Here is a 15000-nt window from a genome sequence, read left to right as displayed (position 1 = left end):
TGTCCGGCGCGGGGCTGGACGGCTCGAAGCTCAGGTCCTGCTGCACGGTGCGCCTCCTCTCGTTGGGGCTCCTAGCCGTTGACGATCTGCGGGGTTCGGCAGGCGAGCGCGGTGGCGAAGCCCTGGGGCCGGCTGGTGGCACGGAGCAGGCCGGAATAGTCGCCGGTCCACTGGTCGGCGAAGCCCGCGACCTTGCCGTAGCTGTTGTCGAGCAGCACGTGCGGGATATCGAGCAGCAGCGACAGGATATGGGCGTGCAGCCGATCGGTGACGACGATCTCGCCGGTGGACAGCATCGCGAGGCCGCGCTGCAGGCGCCATTCGGCGAGGCGGCGCTGGCGGGTGGCGCGCTGCGACATCGGATCGCGGTTGAGCAGCCGGTTGAGCTTGAGCGACAGGCGCAGGTGGCGCTTCTGGGCGGGATCCTCGATCAGCCAGTCATCGGCGACCACGCCGGCGGGAAGCGGCTCGTCGGTGCCGGCGGCGCGCTCGTGATCGGTGCGGAGCAGCGCGAAGACCGGCGAGGTGGCGGGCTGGCGCTGCTGGCGGCCGAGCATCAGCGCGGCATCGGGGCAGAGATGGATCGGGCAATCGAAATGCTCGCGGGCAAAGGCAAGCGAGCGGGCGTCGCGGACCAGCAGGGTGAACTTGCCGTGCGCGCGGATCGCCTCGGCCATCTCGCGCGCCGCCTCGGGATCGGCATAGTGGATCGATTCGGGCATCTGGATGATCGGGTGGCCACGGTGCGTGCGCAGCAAATGCAGGCGGAAGGCTTCGTGCTTCGGCCAGAGCGTGCCCATATTGCCGCCGCCGTGGATCAGGATCGGGCCGCCGCCGATCGCCGCGCGGCAGGCGGCATCGTCGAAATCGGTGATCGCCGAATAATAGACGGGCAGGCGGCCGCGCTTCCTGAGATAGGCCATCTCGCCGAGCCAGATGGCGGAATCGCCGACATTGGAGTGATCGGGGAAATCGACCAGCGCGATGCGGCCCGCGGGCAGCACGCTGTCGAGCACCTGGGCAAAACGCTGGGCGAGTTCGCCGACGAGCTGGTCGGCAGTCTTGGTGGTCATATCCGGCCCTTTCTGAGGCGTCTGGACAGGGACAGGAGGCGGCCGCGCCACGGCCGCGAGATGGCGAGAAGCAGGGCGCCGTAGAAAAGCGCGCCGAGCCCGGTGAGCAGGAGCAGCACGCTCCAGCCCGAGAGATGCGTGTCGAGCAGCCGCATCGCGACCGCGAGCGCGACACCCATCGCGGTCGAGGCGATCAGCGGGGCACCGACCGCGCGCCATGTGTCGACCGGGCGGATGCCCGAGGCGCGGCGCAGCAGCAGGATCTGCATCGGCAAGGTGAGATAGGCGCGCCCGACATAGGAGACGGCGACCGCCAGCAGGCCATAGGGCAGGGCAGCCAGCGTCAGGATCACGCCGAGCACCAGCTGGGTGGTCGACAGCGACATCAGGCTGCGCGAGGCGCCGAGTACGCTCAAGGACGGCGAGGCGAAGAAGTTGAGCGTGAAGGGCACCGCCATGAAGGCGAAGATCTGGGCGAGCTGCCCGGCCTCGTCCCACTTCGCGCCGAACACGGTGGGGATGGCGACTGGGGCGAGTGCGCCGAAGCCGACCAGCGCCGGAAAGGAGATCGCCGAGGCCTGGGCGATCATCCAGCGATAGGCCTGGCGCAGCTCGGCCGGCTCGTCCTTGACGCGGGCGAGGGTCTGCACCGCGACCTGGGTGAAGGGCTGGATCGCGCCGCGGCCGATCAGCTCGACCGTGCGCCAGGCGGTGCGATAGACGCCGACCGCGGCGAGGCCGATGCCCGCGCCGATCGCCATTTCCTGGACGCGCACGGTCGCGAGGAAGATGAGCTGGACGTAGATCAGGCTGGCATTGAGCATGAGGTTGTCGCGCAGGATCGCGGTGTCGAACTTCCAGCCTGGCTTCCAGTCATAGGACATGCGCGAGAGGATCGCGCCGGCGATCTCGGTGACGAGGCGCTGGATGACCAGGCTCCACAGGCCGAGCCCGGCGAACGCGGCGACCACCGCGCAGGTGCCGCCGATCAGCCCGCCGACCACCGAGCGCAGGGCCGTGGTCTTGTGGCCGAACTCGCGCAGGCGCAGCGCAAGATGGGTGCCGCCGAAGGAGGAGATCGGCAGGACCAGGCTCATCACCGCGAGCGGCAGCGCGATGTTCGGTGCGCCCATCAGGTCGGCGATCGGCTGGGCGAGCGCGACGATCAGCGCGGCCGAGAGGAAGGAGAAGCCCTGCTGCGAGCGGTAGATCGTGTCGAGGAAACGCGGCGTGATCTCGGCGCGTCGCGCGATCGTCTGGACGAGCCCGGCGGTGGCGATGATCCGGAACGCCTCGGCCGTCACCGCCATCACCGCGAACGCGCCGATGTCCGCGCGCGTGAGCAGGCGGGCGAGGATGACGAAGACGATGAAGGAGAAGAGCTGGTCCGACAGGAAGCGCGTGATCGTCCAGCCGATCGAGCTGCGGCTGCGGGCGCGCAGCCCGTCGTCGAAGCGGTTGGGAAGCTCAGCGTTCAAGCAGGCGCCTCGCTTTCAGCATGCGCATGCGGGTGCGCTCGGCATGGCGCCAGATCTTCTGCCGCAGCGAATGATAGAGCGGATCGGTCTTGGGGCCGAAGCGCGCGGCGCCGATGTCCGACACCACCGCCGCCTCGAGGATCGGCGCGGGAAAGAGCGCGAGGTTGGGCAGACCGTGCGCCCAGCTGCGATCCATCTCGTCATCGACCGGGCGGCGGACGATGCGGCAATGCTCGACCAGGCGGCGCGCGCCCTCGAGCGTGATCGCATAGCCCTGGGTGCCATAGGCGGGGCCGACAAGCTCGACGATGGTGCGCGAATGCTGGAGGAAATCGCGCCGCACCACGCGCTGCCAGGTGGGGCGCTTTGCATAGAGGCGCAGATAGTCGATGCCCTGCGCGCGCAGATCGGTGCGGGCGAGCGGCTCCAGATAGTCCCAGTCGACGACGGTATCGTCTTCCAGCACGATCGCCTGGGGCACGCCGCGCACCACCATGTCGAGCCAGATCGAGAAATGGCTGGCATAGCAGCCGATCTCGCCCTTGCTCATCGCGCGCCCCTTGTTGGCGCGGATTGCGGGTTCGTCGAGGGTCATGCCCGGCGCGGGGCCGGTGCATGCATCGAAAAAGCGCCAGACGAGCGACGTGTTCGTCGCCCGCGCGGCAAATGCCGCACGACGCGTTTCAGCGGTTTCGAGCGACACCACCAGAACTTCGGCGGCATCCCCCAGTTCGGGCAGGGACTCACCCATTAAGCACACGCCTCCTGCTCATGTTCCCACCTGCATGATGCAGTGCAACAACATTGAATCGTCCGGCGCGATCCTTGGTAGCGGGCAAATCTTGAGGCGCGAAGGCGGGTTTGGCTCCGGTCATCCGGACAAAGGGGCAGCTCGTCTTCGCAGGTGCGACATGCGGTTGACCCGGGCGCTGCGCCGGGCTGTCTGAAGCCTGACTGCACTGAACAGGCGTATCTATGTTTCAAGTAGCTGTCGTCATACCCGTGTGGAACGGAGAAGCGGTGATCGGCCGCTGCCTGGAGGCGTTATCCAGGCAGACCATCCCGCGTGACGCGTATCAGATCATCGTCGTCGACAATGGATCGAGCGATTCGACCGCCGATATAGCGCGCGGCTTCGCGGGCGTGGAGGTAATCGCGGAGACGCGGCCCGGCTCCTATGTCGCGCGCAATTTGGGGATCGGGCGCGTGGATGCGCCGATCACCGCCTTTACCGATGCCGATTGCACGCCGGCGCCCGACTGGCTCGAACAGGTGCTGCGCGCGGCGGCGGCCCATCCGGGCTTCGGCGTGCTCGCTGGCAAGATCGAGCTGTTCGACGAGATCGCGCAGGAGCGCGAGGTGTTCGGCGACTATGAGCGGCTGTTCAGCTTCCCCCAGGCACATGCGGCACGCGGCAATTGCGCTACCGCCAACTGGGCGAGCGAGACGGCGGTATTGAAGCAGCTGGGCGGGTTCGATGCCGCGCTCAAGTCCGGCGGCGACCGGCAGATGGCGCTGCGCATCCGCGCGGCGGGCTACCCGCTGGTCTATGTACCCGAGATGGTGGTGCGCCATCCGGTGCGCGCGAACCGGGCCGAGCTGGTGCGCAAGCGGCAGCGGCTGAGCGGCGGGCGCTGGGATCGCACGGCGAAGCGCCCCAGGCTGGCGCATGTGCTGGGCGTGACCGCGGTGGATACGGTCCGCCGGCTGCGGCGCGCGGCGGTCTCGCGCGAACTGTCGCTCAGCCGCCGGCTGGCGGTGATGCTTCTGACGATCGAGCTCGCCGGGGTGGCGGTGGGCGAATTCTTCCATCTCGCCGGGGGGCGAAAGGCAGCACGCGACTGATGACGTCCCCGAATTTCTCCGTGGTGATGCCGCTCTTCAACAAGGCCGGCCATGTCCGCGCCGCGATCGACAGCGTGCTGGCGCAGCGCCTGCCGCCCCAGGAGATCGTGGTGATCGACAACCGCTCGACCGATGGCGGGCGGGGGCTGGTCGCCGCGATCGACGATCCGCGCATCCGGCTGCTCGACCTGCCGATCCCGGGGCCGGGCGGCTATGCCGGGCGCAACCTTGGCATCCGCGCGGCAGAGGGCGACTGGATCGCCTTCCTAGACGCCGATGATCTCTGGGCGCCCGAACATCTCGCCCAGCTTGCCGAGGGGATTGCGGCCGATCCGACGGTGTCGGCGGTGGCGACGCGGTTCGACCATGTCTTTGCCGATCGCAGCCAGCAGCAGCGGATCGCGCCGTCGCTCGCGCAGGCGGTGACGCTCGACCTGGCGGGGTTCCTCGATGCGTGGCTGACCGTGCGCGAATGCCCGATGTGGACCGGGGCGATCGCGATCCGGCGTGACGCATTGTTCGCCGCAGGGTTGTTTCCCGAGGGCAAGGCGGTGCGCGGCGGCGACAAGGATTTGTGGCTGCGCGTGCTGGCGCGGGGTAGCCTGCGCTACGATCCGCGGGTGAGCGCGGTATTCCACCGCGACTCCGAGAACAAGGTGAGCAAGTCGACCACGACGCTGGGGCTGCCCTGTCTCGTCGATACCGCGCGCGGACTGATCGATGGAGCGGGGCCGCGCGAGGCGGCATTGCTGCGCCGGCTGGTGAACCAGGAGATCGCGCATTACGCCCGCTATGCGATGAAGCATCCGGGGCGCACCGCGATCCGGGTGGGCGATGTCTATCTGCCCGAAGGCGCCGGCACCGCCGCGCTGCTGCTCGCCGCCAAGCTGATCCCGGCACCGCTCCGGCAATCCGGCCATGCCCTGCGTAACCGGCTGCTTGCCCGCGCGTGAGGCTGGTCCGCATCCTGGGCGCCCTGCTGATCGCGGGGGGCAGCCTCGCGGCGTGGGTGTCCTACGCAGGCGCCTTCGTGCCGACGCTCGACGCTGTCGCTTCCTTCATGCCCCTGTTCGGGCTGATGATCCTGACCGGACTCGCGCTGGGCCGGCGGCTGGGACTGTGGGCGGTCGCGGCGGCACTGCTCGGGCTGGCGCCGGTAGCATTGCGCGTGGTGCCCGAGTTGACCCGCGACGTGCCGCGCGCGCGATCTGGCATGCAGCAGGTGCGGGTGCTCAGCCACAATGTCTGGGTGAAGAACAGCGATCCCGCCGAGACCGCGCAGACGATCCTCGACGCCCGGCCCGATGTGGTGATGCTGCAGGAACTGGACGGCAATTTCCGGCCGATGCTGGCAGCACTGCGCCAGAAACTGCCTTATGGCACCGATTGTCCAAAGGGCTGCGGCATGGCGATCCTCTCGCGCTGGCCGATCGACGACAGCGGCTATCTGCTGCGCGACGAAGCCGGGCGGAAATTCGGGCCGCCCCTGACCTGGGCGCGGATCATCGGGCCCGACCAGCGCCCCTTCACCGTGATGACGCTCCACTATCCGCATCCGACCATGCGCGACCAGGCGGTGCGGATACGCGACATGGCGCAGGCGCTGGCACGGATCGATCGCGAGGGGCTCATCGTTGCAGGCGACATGAACCTCACCCCCTGGGCCGCTGCGATGCATGCGCAAGACCAAGGCTTCGCGCCGCTCACCCGCATGACCCGCGCGCTGCCGAGCTGGCCGCGCGCCCTTCCCATGCTGCCGATCGACCAGCTCTATGCCGGGCCCGACTGGGGGCTGGTTTCGGCCGAGAAGCTGCCGGCGACCGGATCGGACCACCGGCCGGTGCTCGTCACGCTGGGGCGCCGGTGAAGCGCGCGGCCTGGACCCTGCTGCTCGGCGGCTGTGCGCTGGCGACGCCGGCGCTCGCCCAGCAATCGGACGCGACCGACGGGCTCGGCTCGGTGGCGAGCGAGAATCCTTTCGGGCGCGACCGCAATGTCGGCGTGCTCGAGCGGCGGCGGCCGGATTACACACCCGAGCCGATCCATGTCGGCACGCTCGAGCTGATGCCGCGCGTGGCGATCGGTGCCGGCTATGACGACAATCTCTATGCCCAGCCCGATGATCGGACCGGCGATGCCTATCTGCGTATCCGGCCGAAAGTCTCGCTGGTGCGGCCCTCGCAGACGCTCAAGCTGAGCCTGGACGGCGAGCTCGACCTTTTGCGCTATGCGAAGCGGGCGAGTGAGAATGCTACGCAATATGCGGTGAACGCGAGCGCGCTCTACACGATCAGCAAGTCGGACACGTTCAACCTGGCGCTGCGCAACGGGCGCTACAGCCAGGAGCGCGTCTCGCCCGATTCCCCGACCCAGGCGACGCGGCCGATCCGCTTCACGCTGAGCGAGGGCACGGCGACCTACACCCATGTGTTCAACCGGTTGCGGGTGCGCGGCGTGTTCGATGTCGAGAACCGCAATTACGGCGACAGCGTCACGCCTTCGGGCGCGGCGATCGACCAGGATTTCCGCGACCACACGACCTATACCGGCACGGCGATCGGCGAATATGCGCTGAGTCCGAGCATCGCGCTGTTCGTGGCCGGATCGGTCAACCAGCGCGACTATCGCGAGCGGACCGGGCCGGTGCCGGCGCGGGATTCGAGCGGCTTCGAGCTGGCCGGCGGTGCGAGCTTCGAGCTGGGGCGCAAGGCGCGCGGCGCGCTGCGGCTCGGCTATATCCGCCAGGACTACAAGCCGGCGCAGTTCCAGGACATCTCCGGTTTCCTGGTGCGCGGTGAGCTTGCCTATTTCCTGACGCCGCTGGTGACGATCACCGGCACGATCGACCGCGGCATCCGCGAGACCGGCGTCAACGGCGCGACCGGCTATCTCGCGACCAACATGACGCTGCGCGCGGATTACGAGCTGCTGCGCAATCTCATCCTTGGCGTGGGCGGCGAACTGGAAAAGCGCGACTTCAACAATATCGACCGGAGCGACGATCGCTGGACCTGGCGGGCCAGCGGTTCGTACCTGGTCAGCAAGCGGATGGCGCTGCGGCTCGACCTGCAGCGGCGGACCCAGGCAAGCTGGGGTGTAACGGCGGGGCGCCGGTTTACCGACAACCGGATTTCAATGGGGGTGACCTTCTCGGGCCTATGAGGAGACCCTTGCCATGCCGACGCTGTATATCTCGCCGACCGGAAGCGGTTCGGGCGACGGCTCGAGTGCTGCCAACGCCGCGACGCTGAAGGACCTGCCGAAGCTGATCGCCGCGGCCGGACCGGGCGGGCAGGTGCTGATGCTGGCCGACCAGGGCGCATATACGGCGCCGAGCGAGGCATTGGCGATCGTGGCGGGCGGCTCGGCGAGCGCGCCGGTGACGATCCGGGGCGTCGACAGTGCCGGCAATGCGATGGCGGCGACGATCGTCGGGACGCGGGCCGATCCCTTCGACCCGGCGGGTGCGGACGGCGAGGAAGTGTTCCGGCTGCTGGGCGGGGCGAACAACCTGCGGTTCAGCGACATCGCCTTCGAGAATGTCGGCACCGGCTTCCGGGTGGGCGGCGACCTCAGCAACCTGGTGATCGAGCATGTCGAGGCGCGCAACGTGATGCGCTTCTTCGACAATATCGCCTCGGGCGCGAATGCCGGCGCCAGCATCACCGGGCTGACGATCCGCGACGTGGCGGTGGACGGGTTTTCCAAGGGCGCGATCCGCGTCCAGTACAACAGCAGCAACGTGCTGATCGAGGATGTGCGCGGCGACAGCCAGTTCCAGGACGGCGACAATTTCGCGATCGGCGTGCATATCGACGGCACCGCGCATGACGTGGTGATCGACCATGTCGCGATGCGCAACGCGCTCGACACGGTGAACGACTATCGCAACGGCGACGGCTTCGCGACCGAGCGCGGCACCTACAACATCACGCTGCGCGACGTGATCGCCACCGGCAACAGCGATGGCGGGCTCGACCTGAAGAGCGACAATGTCGTGGTCGATGGCGCGATCGTCTCGGGCAATGGCCGGAACATCCGGCTGTGGGGCGACGGGGCGGTGCTGAGCAACATCGTCAGCCTCGATGCGGGCGCTTCCACCCCTGGCGGCAATCGCGAGCATATCTGGCTGGCCGAAGGCGCCAGCGCGACGATTGACGGGGCGTTCTTCTCCGATCCCGGCTCGCCGACCCTGTTCAACCTGGCCGAGAAGAACGGCGCGCTGACGGTGAACGACTATGCGCTCGCGACCGGGGCGGGCACGGTGGTCTCGAAGAAGGGCACCGGATCGGTGCTGACCTTGAACGGGCAGCAGGCGGTGGTGGCCGCGGGCACCACGGGTGACGACAGGATCGGCGGCACGGCGAGCGCGGACGCGCTGCTTGGCGGCGCGGGCGACGACATGCTTCTCGGCAATGCCGGCGACGATGTGCTGAGCGGCGGGGCGGGCGCGGACATATTGGTCGGCGGCGCTGGGCGCGACCTGCTCAGCTATGCGGGCAGCGCCGCCGGGGTGCAGGTCGATCTGGCGCGGCTGACGGCCGCCGGCGGCGATGCGACGGGAGACCTGTTCGACGGGTTCGAGGATGTCGAGGGATCGGCCCTTGCCGATGTGCTTGCCGGCGATGCGGGGGCGAACCGGCTGTTCGGAGGCAATGGCGACGACAGGCTTTCGGGCGGCGCGGGCGACGATCTGCTCGATGGCGGCGCGGGCGCGGACCTGCTCGATGGCGGCGCCGGGATCGACCGGGTGGATTATGGCAGCAGCGCCGCGGGCGTGACGGTCGACCTCGCCAATGGCGCGGCGAGCGGCGGCGAGGCGGCGGGCGACCGGCTGATCGGGATCGAGGCGGTGGAAGGCTCCGCCTTTGCCGACACGCTATCGGGTACCGACGGCGCCGACTGGTTCGGCGGCGGCGCGGGCAATGACCGGATCGACGGGCGCGGCGGTGACGATCTGCTGGTTGGCGGGGCAGGCGCGGACACGCTGATCGGCGGCGCTGGGTTCGACAGCGCGGACTATTCGGGCAGCGGCGCGGCGGTGACGGTCGATCTGGTCGCGGGCACCGGCAGCGGCGGGGACGCGCAGGGGGATGTGCTGTCGGGGATCGAGCGGCTGGTCGGCTCGGGGTTCGACGATGTGCTGAGCGGCGATGCGTTCGACAATGTGCTGGTCGGCGGTGCGGGTGCGGATCGGCTGACCGGCGGCGGGGGCATCGATACCGCCGATTATTCGACCAGCGGCGCGGCGGTGGCCGTGACGCTGGGCGGCACCGGCAGCGGGGGTGACGCGCAGGGCGATGTGCTTTCGGGGATCGAGAATCTGGCCGGCTCGGGCTTTGGCGACGTGCTGACCGGGGATGGCACGGCCAATGCGCTGTCTGGTGGTGCGGGCAATGACCGGCTGGTCGGCAATGGCGGCGCGGATCGGCTCGATGGCGGGGCCGGCACCGACGCGGCGGACTTTGCGAGCGGCGCGAGCGGCGTGACGGCGGACCTTGCCGCGGGAACGGCTTCGGGCGGCGTGACCCTGGTGGCGATCGAGGATCTGGTCGGTACCGCCTTTGCCGATGCGCTCTATGGCGATGCCGGTGCCAATCGTCTGGCCGGTGGCGCGGGCGCGGACCTGCTCGACGGGCGCGACGGGTTCGATACGGCGGATTATGCGGGATCGGGTACGGCGGTGCAGGTCGATCTCGCGCTGGCGGTGCAGGCGGATGGCGATCGGCTGGTGAGCATCGAGTCGGTGATCGGCTCGGGCTTCGACGATGTGCTGGCGGGGACGAGTGGCGCCGAGGCGCTCTATGGCGGTGCGGGTGCGGATCGTCTCGAAGGGCGGGGCGGTGACGACCTGCTCCAGGGCGGCGCCGGCGCGGACACGCTGATCGGCGGCGATGGCGTGGACACGGTCGACTTCAGCGCCAATGCGAGCGCGATCTCGATCAACCTGCAGACCGGCATCAGCACCGGCGGCGATGCCGAGGGCGATCGCTTCGACGGGGTCGAGCGCTTCATCGGCACCAGTTTTGCGGACACGCTGATCGGCGATGGCGGCGACCAGATCCTGATCGGCGGCGCGGGGGGCGACCGGATCGATGGCGCCGGCGGGTTCGATACCCTGGTCTATTCAGGCAGCGCCTCGGCGGTGAAGGTCAACCTGGCGACGGGTGCCGTGTCGGGCGGCGATGCGCAGGGCGACAGCATCTCGGGGATCGAGGCGGTGGTCGGCAGCAGCCTTGCCGATACGCTGACCGGCGACGCCAATGCCAACCGGCTCGAGGGTGGCGCCGGCAACGACACGATCGACGGCGGCGCAGGCGCGGACGTGATGATCGGCGGCGCGGGCGACGACAGCTATGTGGTCGACAATGCCGGTGACCAGATCATCGAGGCGGAGGAGGGCGGCACCGACATCGTGCGGACCAGCCTGTCCGCGCTGGCGCTGGCCGATGGCGTCGAGGACCTGAGCTATACCGGAAGCGGCGGTTTCACCGGCACCGGCAACGCGCTGGGCAACAGCATCTACGGCAAGGCGCTCGACGATGCGCTCTACGGGCTCGACGGTGACGACAAGCTGGTCGGCGGCGCGGGTGCGGACCTGCTCGATGGCGGCGCCGGGCGCGACCAGGTTGACTATACCAAGTCGACCGCGATCATCGTGAACCTGGCCACCAATATCAATCATGGCGGCGAGGCCGAGGGTGACCGGCTGGTCAGCATCGAGACCCTGATCGGCTCCAACTATGCCGACAGCATCACCGGCAGCGACGATGCGCTGGTCGGCGACATGCTTTATGGCCGAGGTGGCGACGATGTGCTGATCGGTGGCGCGGGCGACGACCAGCTCGACGGCGGCGCCGGCAACGACGTGCTGCGCGGCGGCACCGGCAATGATCTCTATATCGTCTATGAGGCCGGCGATCAGGTGATCGAGGCGGCGGGCGAAGGGCGCGACCGGGTCCGCACCGCTGCAAGCAACTACACTCTCGGCGCCAATCTCGAGGAACTGGTCTATACCGGCACGGTCGGCGCGACGCTGACCGGCAATGTGCTCGACAATTTCCTGGTCGGCGGCGGAGGCGAGGACCGGCTCTCGGGTGGAGATGGCGCGGACGTGCTGCGAGGCGGCTCAGGCGGCGATCTGCTCGACGGCGGCGCGGGATCGGACACGGTGGAATATGCCGGGTCGCTTGGCGGGGTGCTGGTCAATCTGCGCACCCAGACCGCGAGTGGGGGCGATGCCACCGGCGACAAGCTGACCAGCATCGAGAACGCGCAAGGCTCGGCTTTTGACGATACGCTGCTCGGCAGCACCGGGGCCAATGTGCTGACCGGCGGCGATGGTGCCGACACGCTGTCGGGCGATGACGGCAATGATACGCTCTGGGGCGGGCTCGGCGCCGACCGGCTGGACGGCGGCAAGAATGAGGACCTGCTCTACGGCGAGGACGGGGCCGACACGCTGTATGGCGGCCAGCAGACCGACCGTCTCTACGGTGGGTCGGGCAACGATATGCTGGTCGGCGACAGCGAATGGGTGTCCTCGCTGGCGGCCAAGGACACGCTCGACGGTGGCGACGGCGATGACGTGCTGGTCGGCGACGGGACGAGCATGACCGCTACCGGGGTCGGCGGCGCGGATACGCTGATCGGCGGGCTTGGCAACGACGTGCTCTACGGCGACGCCATGAACATGGCGGCCGGCGCCAAGGGCGGGAACGACAAGCTGACCGGCGGTGGCGGAAGCGACCGCTTCGTCTTCGCGCGCGGTTCGGGCCAGGACGAGATCACCGACTTCACCCGCGGCGGCGCCGAGGCGGACCGGATCGACCTCAGCGCCTTCGACATCGCCTATGAGGCGCTGCGCTTCACCACGAGCAGCGCCGGGGTGACGATCCAGCTCGGCGGCACCGACACCATCCTGGTGCGCGGCGTCACGTCACTGGATCAGAACGACTTCGTCTTCGGCTGATCCTGGATCCAGCCATGCAGCGCGCCTTCGCAGGCCGCGAGCAGTTCGGGCGGGGCCAGGCGGTTGATGTAACCGTCAGAGCCCTGGTCCGAGAGCAGCTTGGCGGGGATGCCGCCAACCACGCCGCGATCGGGTACGTCCTTGGTCACCACCGCATTGGCGCCGATCGCAGCCTCCGCGCCGACCTGGATGCCGCCGATCACCTTGGCGCCCGAGCCCAGGAAGGTGCGGTCGCCGATCACCGGCGCGCCGCGCTTGGCGCCGCGGTTCATATAACCAAGCACCACGCCGTGGGTGATGTTGACGTTGCTGCCCAGCACCGTGTCGCCATGGAAGTAGAAGCCGCCGAACCGGTTGAGGAACAGGCCCGGGCCGATCTCCATATATTCGGGGATGGCAAAGCCGTATTTGTAGCGGGCGCGCAGCAGCAGCCATTTGGCGAGCGGATAGAAGCCGAACGCCTTGGCCGGCTTGAGCTTGAGCCAGCCGGCGGTGCGCATCAGCACCGTGTATTTATAGCCCGGGGTGAAGGCATAATGCTTGAGGAAGGCGCCCGTGCTGACCCGGCCCGCATAGCGGTACAGGTCGGCGGCGAGCAGCGCCTTCAGCTTGGCGAAGCTGACCGGGCAGCCGCGCAGATGCGGCTTGCCGGTTTCGGGCAAGGGGTCAGCGTGAGTCAGCTCTGGCGCCGGATCGGGCGCGAAGCTTGCGGTGGCCATGTCCATCAGAAATAGCGCTCCCCGAATCGGATCGTGTCACCGGGCAGCACCGCGAAATCTGCGGTGAGCGGATAGGCGCGCTCGCCGGGCTCGCCCGATCGCTTGAGGAAGACGCGCTTCTCGTTCGCCCGGTAGGTGAAGCCGTCGGCCTTGGCGACGGCGCCGCGGATGGTGAGGCCCTGCGTATAGGGGTATTCACCCGGCTTGTTGACTTCGCCCAGGATATAGACCGGGCGGAAGCTGGCGACCTGCACCGAGACCTTGGGCTGGAGCAGATAGCCTTCGCGAAGCTGGGTCTCGATCGCCTTGGAGAGCTGGTCCGGCTCGAGGCCGGCCGCCTTGACCTCGCCGATCAGCGGGAAGGCGATGGTGCCTGCCGGCGTCACTTCGAAATCGCCGCTGAGCGCGACTTCGCCATAGGTGGCGACTTTCACCTTGTCGCCGGGCGACAGGGTGAAGGCGGCGGAGGCCGGCGGCGGCGCACCGGTGCCGGCAAGCGGGGTCTGGCCGGCGCAGCCGGCAAGCATCGCAAGCGCCCCCGCCAGCGCGATCTGCATGTGCCACTTCATGAGGTTACTCCCTGACGCAGACGTACATTTTCGTTGAGGCTGGGCGCCGGGGCGGGCGGCGCGGCGAGCGCGGCCTCGATCCGGTCCCAGTAGTTTGTCGCGGCCCGTTCGACGCCGTAATCGAGCGAGCGTGCGCGGGCGGCAGCGCCACAGGCAGTGCGGCGCGGCTCGGACAGCACCCGGCGCAGGGCCGCGGCAAAGGCATTGACGTCATCGGTGGGAACCAATGCCCCGGCCTCGACATCGATCCCGGCATTGATCGCATGCCGGGGGCTGTTCGCCAGAATCTCGGACGGGCCCGAGGCGCAGTTGGTGGCGACCACCGGCACGCCGCAGGCCATCGCCTCGACCAGGCCATTGGGGAAACCCTCGGCATTGGAGGGCATCGCATAGGCGCGGGCGCGGGCGAGCAGCGCATAGGGATTGGCGATGAAGCCCGGCATGTCGACCCGGTCGGCGATGCCGAGCGAGGCGGCGAGGGTGGCGAGCGCGGTGCGCTCCGGCCCCTCGCCGAGGATCAGCAGCCGCTCCGGCAGGTCGGCCCGGGCATAGGCGCGCAGCAACAGGGCGAAATTCTTGTTGGGCACCAGCCGGCCGGCGGCGACGATATAGGGACCGCCGGGGACGAAGGCCGGTTCCTCGGCGGCGAGCCGGGCGATCGCGTCATGATCGACCGGGTTGGCGATCGCCGACATGCGGGCGCGGCGGACGCCGAAATTGTCGGCGAGATCGTCGACCACCCCTTCCGATACCGCGATGACATGGGCGGCGCGGGGATAGGCGAAGCGGACCATCGCCCGGGCGGCATGGGCCGAGGCGTTGCTGCCGAGATGGGCACTGGTGTTGACCCGCTCGCTGATCAGCCAGGGCCTGCCGCGCCCGGCCATCGCCCAGGCATTGGCGACATTGGCGCGCGTGAGGAAGCTGAGCGTCGCATCGGGCTGGAGCCGGCCAAGCAGCCCGCGCAGCTGGGTGAGGCTGGGCAGCAATTTATGCCGGGCATCGAGCTGATGGACGTGCACCCAATCGGGCACGCTATAGGCACGCTCCTCATCGTCAAGCAGTGCCAGGTGAATATCGTAACGGTTGCGCCACGGTGCGGAGCCACCGAGCAAAGTCGTGAGCACGCGCTCGGCACCACCGCCGGCGAGTGAATTGATCGCGAATACTATTCGCTTGTTGTTCGGCATCGTCCCTCGCTCGCTTTCGCGCGAAATACGGCCCCCTTGCAACAAGGCGTACCACGGCGATTTGCTGCATTGCACCACGCTGCGCACCGCCCTGCCGCCCGGGCGGGGCAACTGGCCGATTAGGGGCCGCCGCGAGGTGGTCTTGGCCCGTCAT

At 68.8% G+C, this 15000-nt stretch carries 11 protein-coding genes; 5 read left to right on the top strand and 6 right to left on the bottom strand.

Going from position 1 to position 15000, the window contains the following annotated elements; translation table 11 throughout:
• Nucleotides 1-71 precede the first annotated feature (71 nt).
• Genes O3305_RS12135 through O3305_RS12125 form a run of 3 tightly spaced genes read right to left on the bottom strand, consistent with a single transcriptional unit; the run spans nt 72 to nt 3302 of the window.
• Nucleotides 72-1073, bottom strand: coding sequence for a polysaccharide pyruvyl transferase family protein (locus O3305_RS12135; protein ID WP_269572802.1), 1002 nt, complete (start codon nt 1071-1073; stop codon nt 72-74).
• Nucleotides 1070-2551 carry a lipopolysaccharide biosynthesis protein gene (locus O3305_RS12130; protein WP_269572801.1) on the bottom strand — a complete coding sequence of 494 codons (1482 nt, stop codon included), beginning with the start codon at nt 2549-2551 and terminating at the stop codon, nt 1070-1072. The genes O3305_RS12135 and O3305_RS12130 overlap by 4 nt, the downstream gene beginning before the upstream one ends.
• Nucleotides 2541-3302: a glycosyltransferase family 25 protein gene (locus tag O3305_RS12125; protein ID WP_269572800.1), complete on the bottom strand. Its 762-nt coding sequence runs from the start codon at nt 3300-3302 to the stop codon at nt 2541-2543. The genes O3305_RS12130 and O3305_RS12125 overlap by 11 nt, the downstream gene beginning before the upstream one ends.
• A gap of 224 nt (nt 3303-3526) precedes the next feature.
• Here O3305_RS12125 and O3305_RS12120 point away from each other — a divergent pair, with 224 nt between their 5' ends.
• From O3305_RS12120 to O3305_RS12100, 5 genes are read left to right on the top strand one after another with little or no spacing between them, the layout of a single operon-like run.
• Nucleotides 3527-4396 (top strand): glycosyltransferase family 2 protein, encoded by an 870-nt coding sequence (locus tag O3305_RS12120; protein ID WP_269572799.1) that lies wholly within the window; start codon nt 3527-3529, stop codon nt 4394-4396.
• A complete protein-coding gene (locus O3305_RS12115) occupies nt 4396-5349 on the top strand; it encodes a glycosyltransferase family 2 protein (protein WP_269572798.1) in 954 nt (317 codons plus the stop codon). The genes O3305_RS12120 and O3305_RS12115 overlap by 1 nt, the downstream gene beginning before the upstream one ends.
• Nucleotides 5346-6263, top strand: coding sequence for an endonuclease/exonuclease/phosphatase family protein (locus O3305_RS12110; RefSeq protein WP_269572797.1), 918 nt, complete (start codon nt 5346-5348; stop codon nt 6261-6263). Before O3305_RS12115 ends, O3305_RS12110 begins: the two co-directional genes overlap by 4 nt.
• Entirely contained in the window at nt 6260-7558 is a 1299-nt protein-coding gene (locus tag O3305_RS12105) for an outer membrane beta-barrel protein (RefSeq protein WP_269572796.1), read from the top strand. Before O3305_RS12110 ends, O3305_RS12105 begins: the two co-directional genes overlap by 4 nt.
• 13 nt (nt 7559-7571) lie before the next feature.
• Entirely contained in the window at nt 7572-12368 is a 4797-nt protein-coding gene (locus tag O3305_RS12100; RefSeq protein WP_269572795.1) for a calcium-binding protein, read from the top strand.
• Here the strand turns inward: O3305_RS12100 and O3305_RS12095 are convergent.
• The 3 genes from O3305_RS12095 to O3305_RS12085 are packed head-to-tail and all read right to left on the bottom strand — an operon-like array spanning nt 12344 to nt 14846.
• Entirely contained in the window at nt 12344-13087 is a 744-nt protein-coding gene (locus O3305_RS12095) for a serine acetyltransferase (protein ID WP_269572794.1), read from the bottom strand. The two genes, O3305_RS12100 and O3305_RS12095, sit on opposite strands and share 25 nt — an antisense overlap.
• 5 nt (nt 13088-13092) lie before the next feature.
• Nucleotides 13093-13656 carry a polysaccharide biosynthesis/export family protein gene (locus O3305_RS12090; RefSeq protein ID WP_269572793.1) on the bottom strand — a complete coding sequence of 188 codons (564 nt, stop codon included), beginning with the start codon at nt 13654-13656 and terminating at the stop codon, nt 13093-13095.
• A complete protein-coding gene (locus O3305_RS12085) occupies nt 13653-14846 on the bottom strand; it encodes a glycosyltransferase (RefSeq protein ID WP_269572792.1) in 1194 nt (397 codons plus the stop codon). The genes O3305_RS12090 and O3305_RS12085 overlap by 4 nt, the downstream gene beginning before the upstream one ends.
• Nucleotides 14847-15000: the final 154 nt, after the last annotated feature.

Source organism: Sphingomonas sp. NIBR02145, from assembly GCF_027359115.1.
GTDB lineage: Bacteria > Pseudomonadota > Alphaproteobacteria > Sphingomonadales > Sphingomonadaceae > Sphingomonas > Sphingomonas kyeonggiensis_A.
This window is presented reverse-complemented; position numbering and strand designations above follow the sequence as displayed.

Excerpts from the sequence above, each read along its gene's own strand:
- O3305_RS12115 (WP_269572798.1), top strand. The coding sequence starts at position 4,396 with ATGACGTCCCCGAATTTCTCCGTGGTGATGCCGCTCTTCAACAAGGCC.
- O3305_RS12085 (WP_269572792.1), bottom strand. The coding sequence starts at position 14,846 with ATGCCGAACAACAAGCGAATAGTATTCGCGATCAATTCACTCGCCGGC.
- O3305_RS12095 (WP_269572794.1), bottom strand. The coding sequence starts at position 13,087 with ATGGCCACCGCAAGCTTCGCGCCCGATCCGGCGCCAGAGCTGACTCAC.
- O3305_RS12125 (WP_269572800.1), bottom strand. The coding sequence starts at position 3,302 with ATGGGTGAGTCCCTGCCCGAACTGGGGGATGCCGCCGAAGTTCTGGTG.
- O3305_RS12135 (WP_269572802.1), bottom strand. The coding sequence starts at position 1,073 with ATGACCACCAAGACTGCCGACCAGCTCGTCGGCGAACTCGCCCAGCGT.
- O3305_RS12120 (WP_269572799.1), top strand. The coding sequence starts at position 3,527 with ATGTTTCAAGTAGCTGTCGTCATACCCGTGTGGAACGGAGAAGCGGTG.
- O3305_RS12100 (WP_269572795.1), top strand. The coding sequence starts at position 7,572 with ATGCCGACGCTGTATATCTCGCCGACCGGAAGCGGTTCGGGCGACGGC.
- O3305_RS12090 (WP_269572793.1), bottom strand. The coding sequence starts at position 13,656 with ATGAAGTGGCACATGCAGATCGCGCTGGCGGGGGCGCTTGCGATGCTT.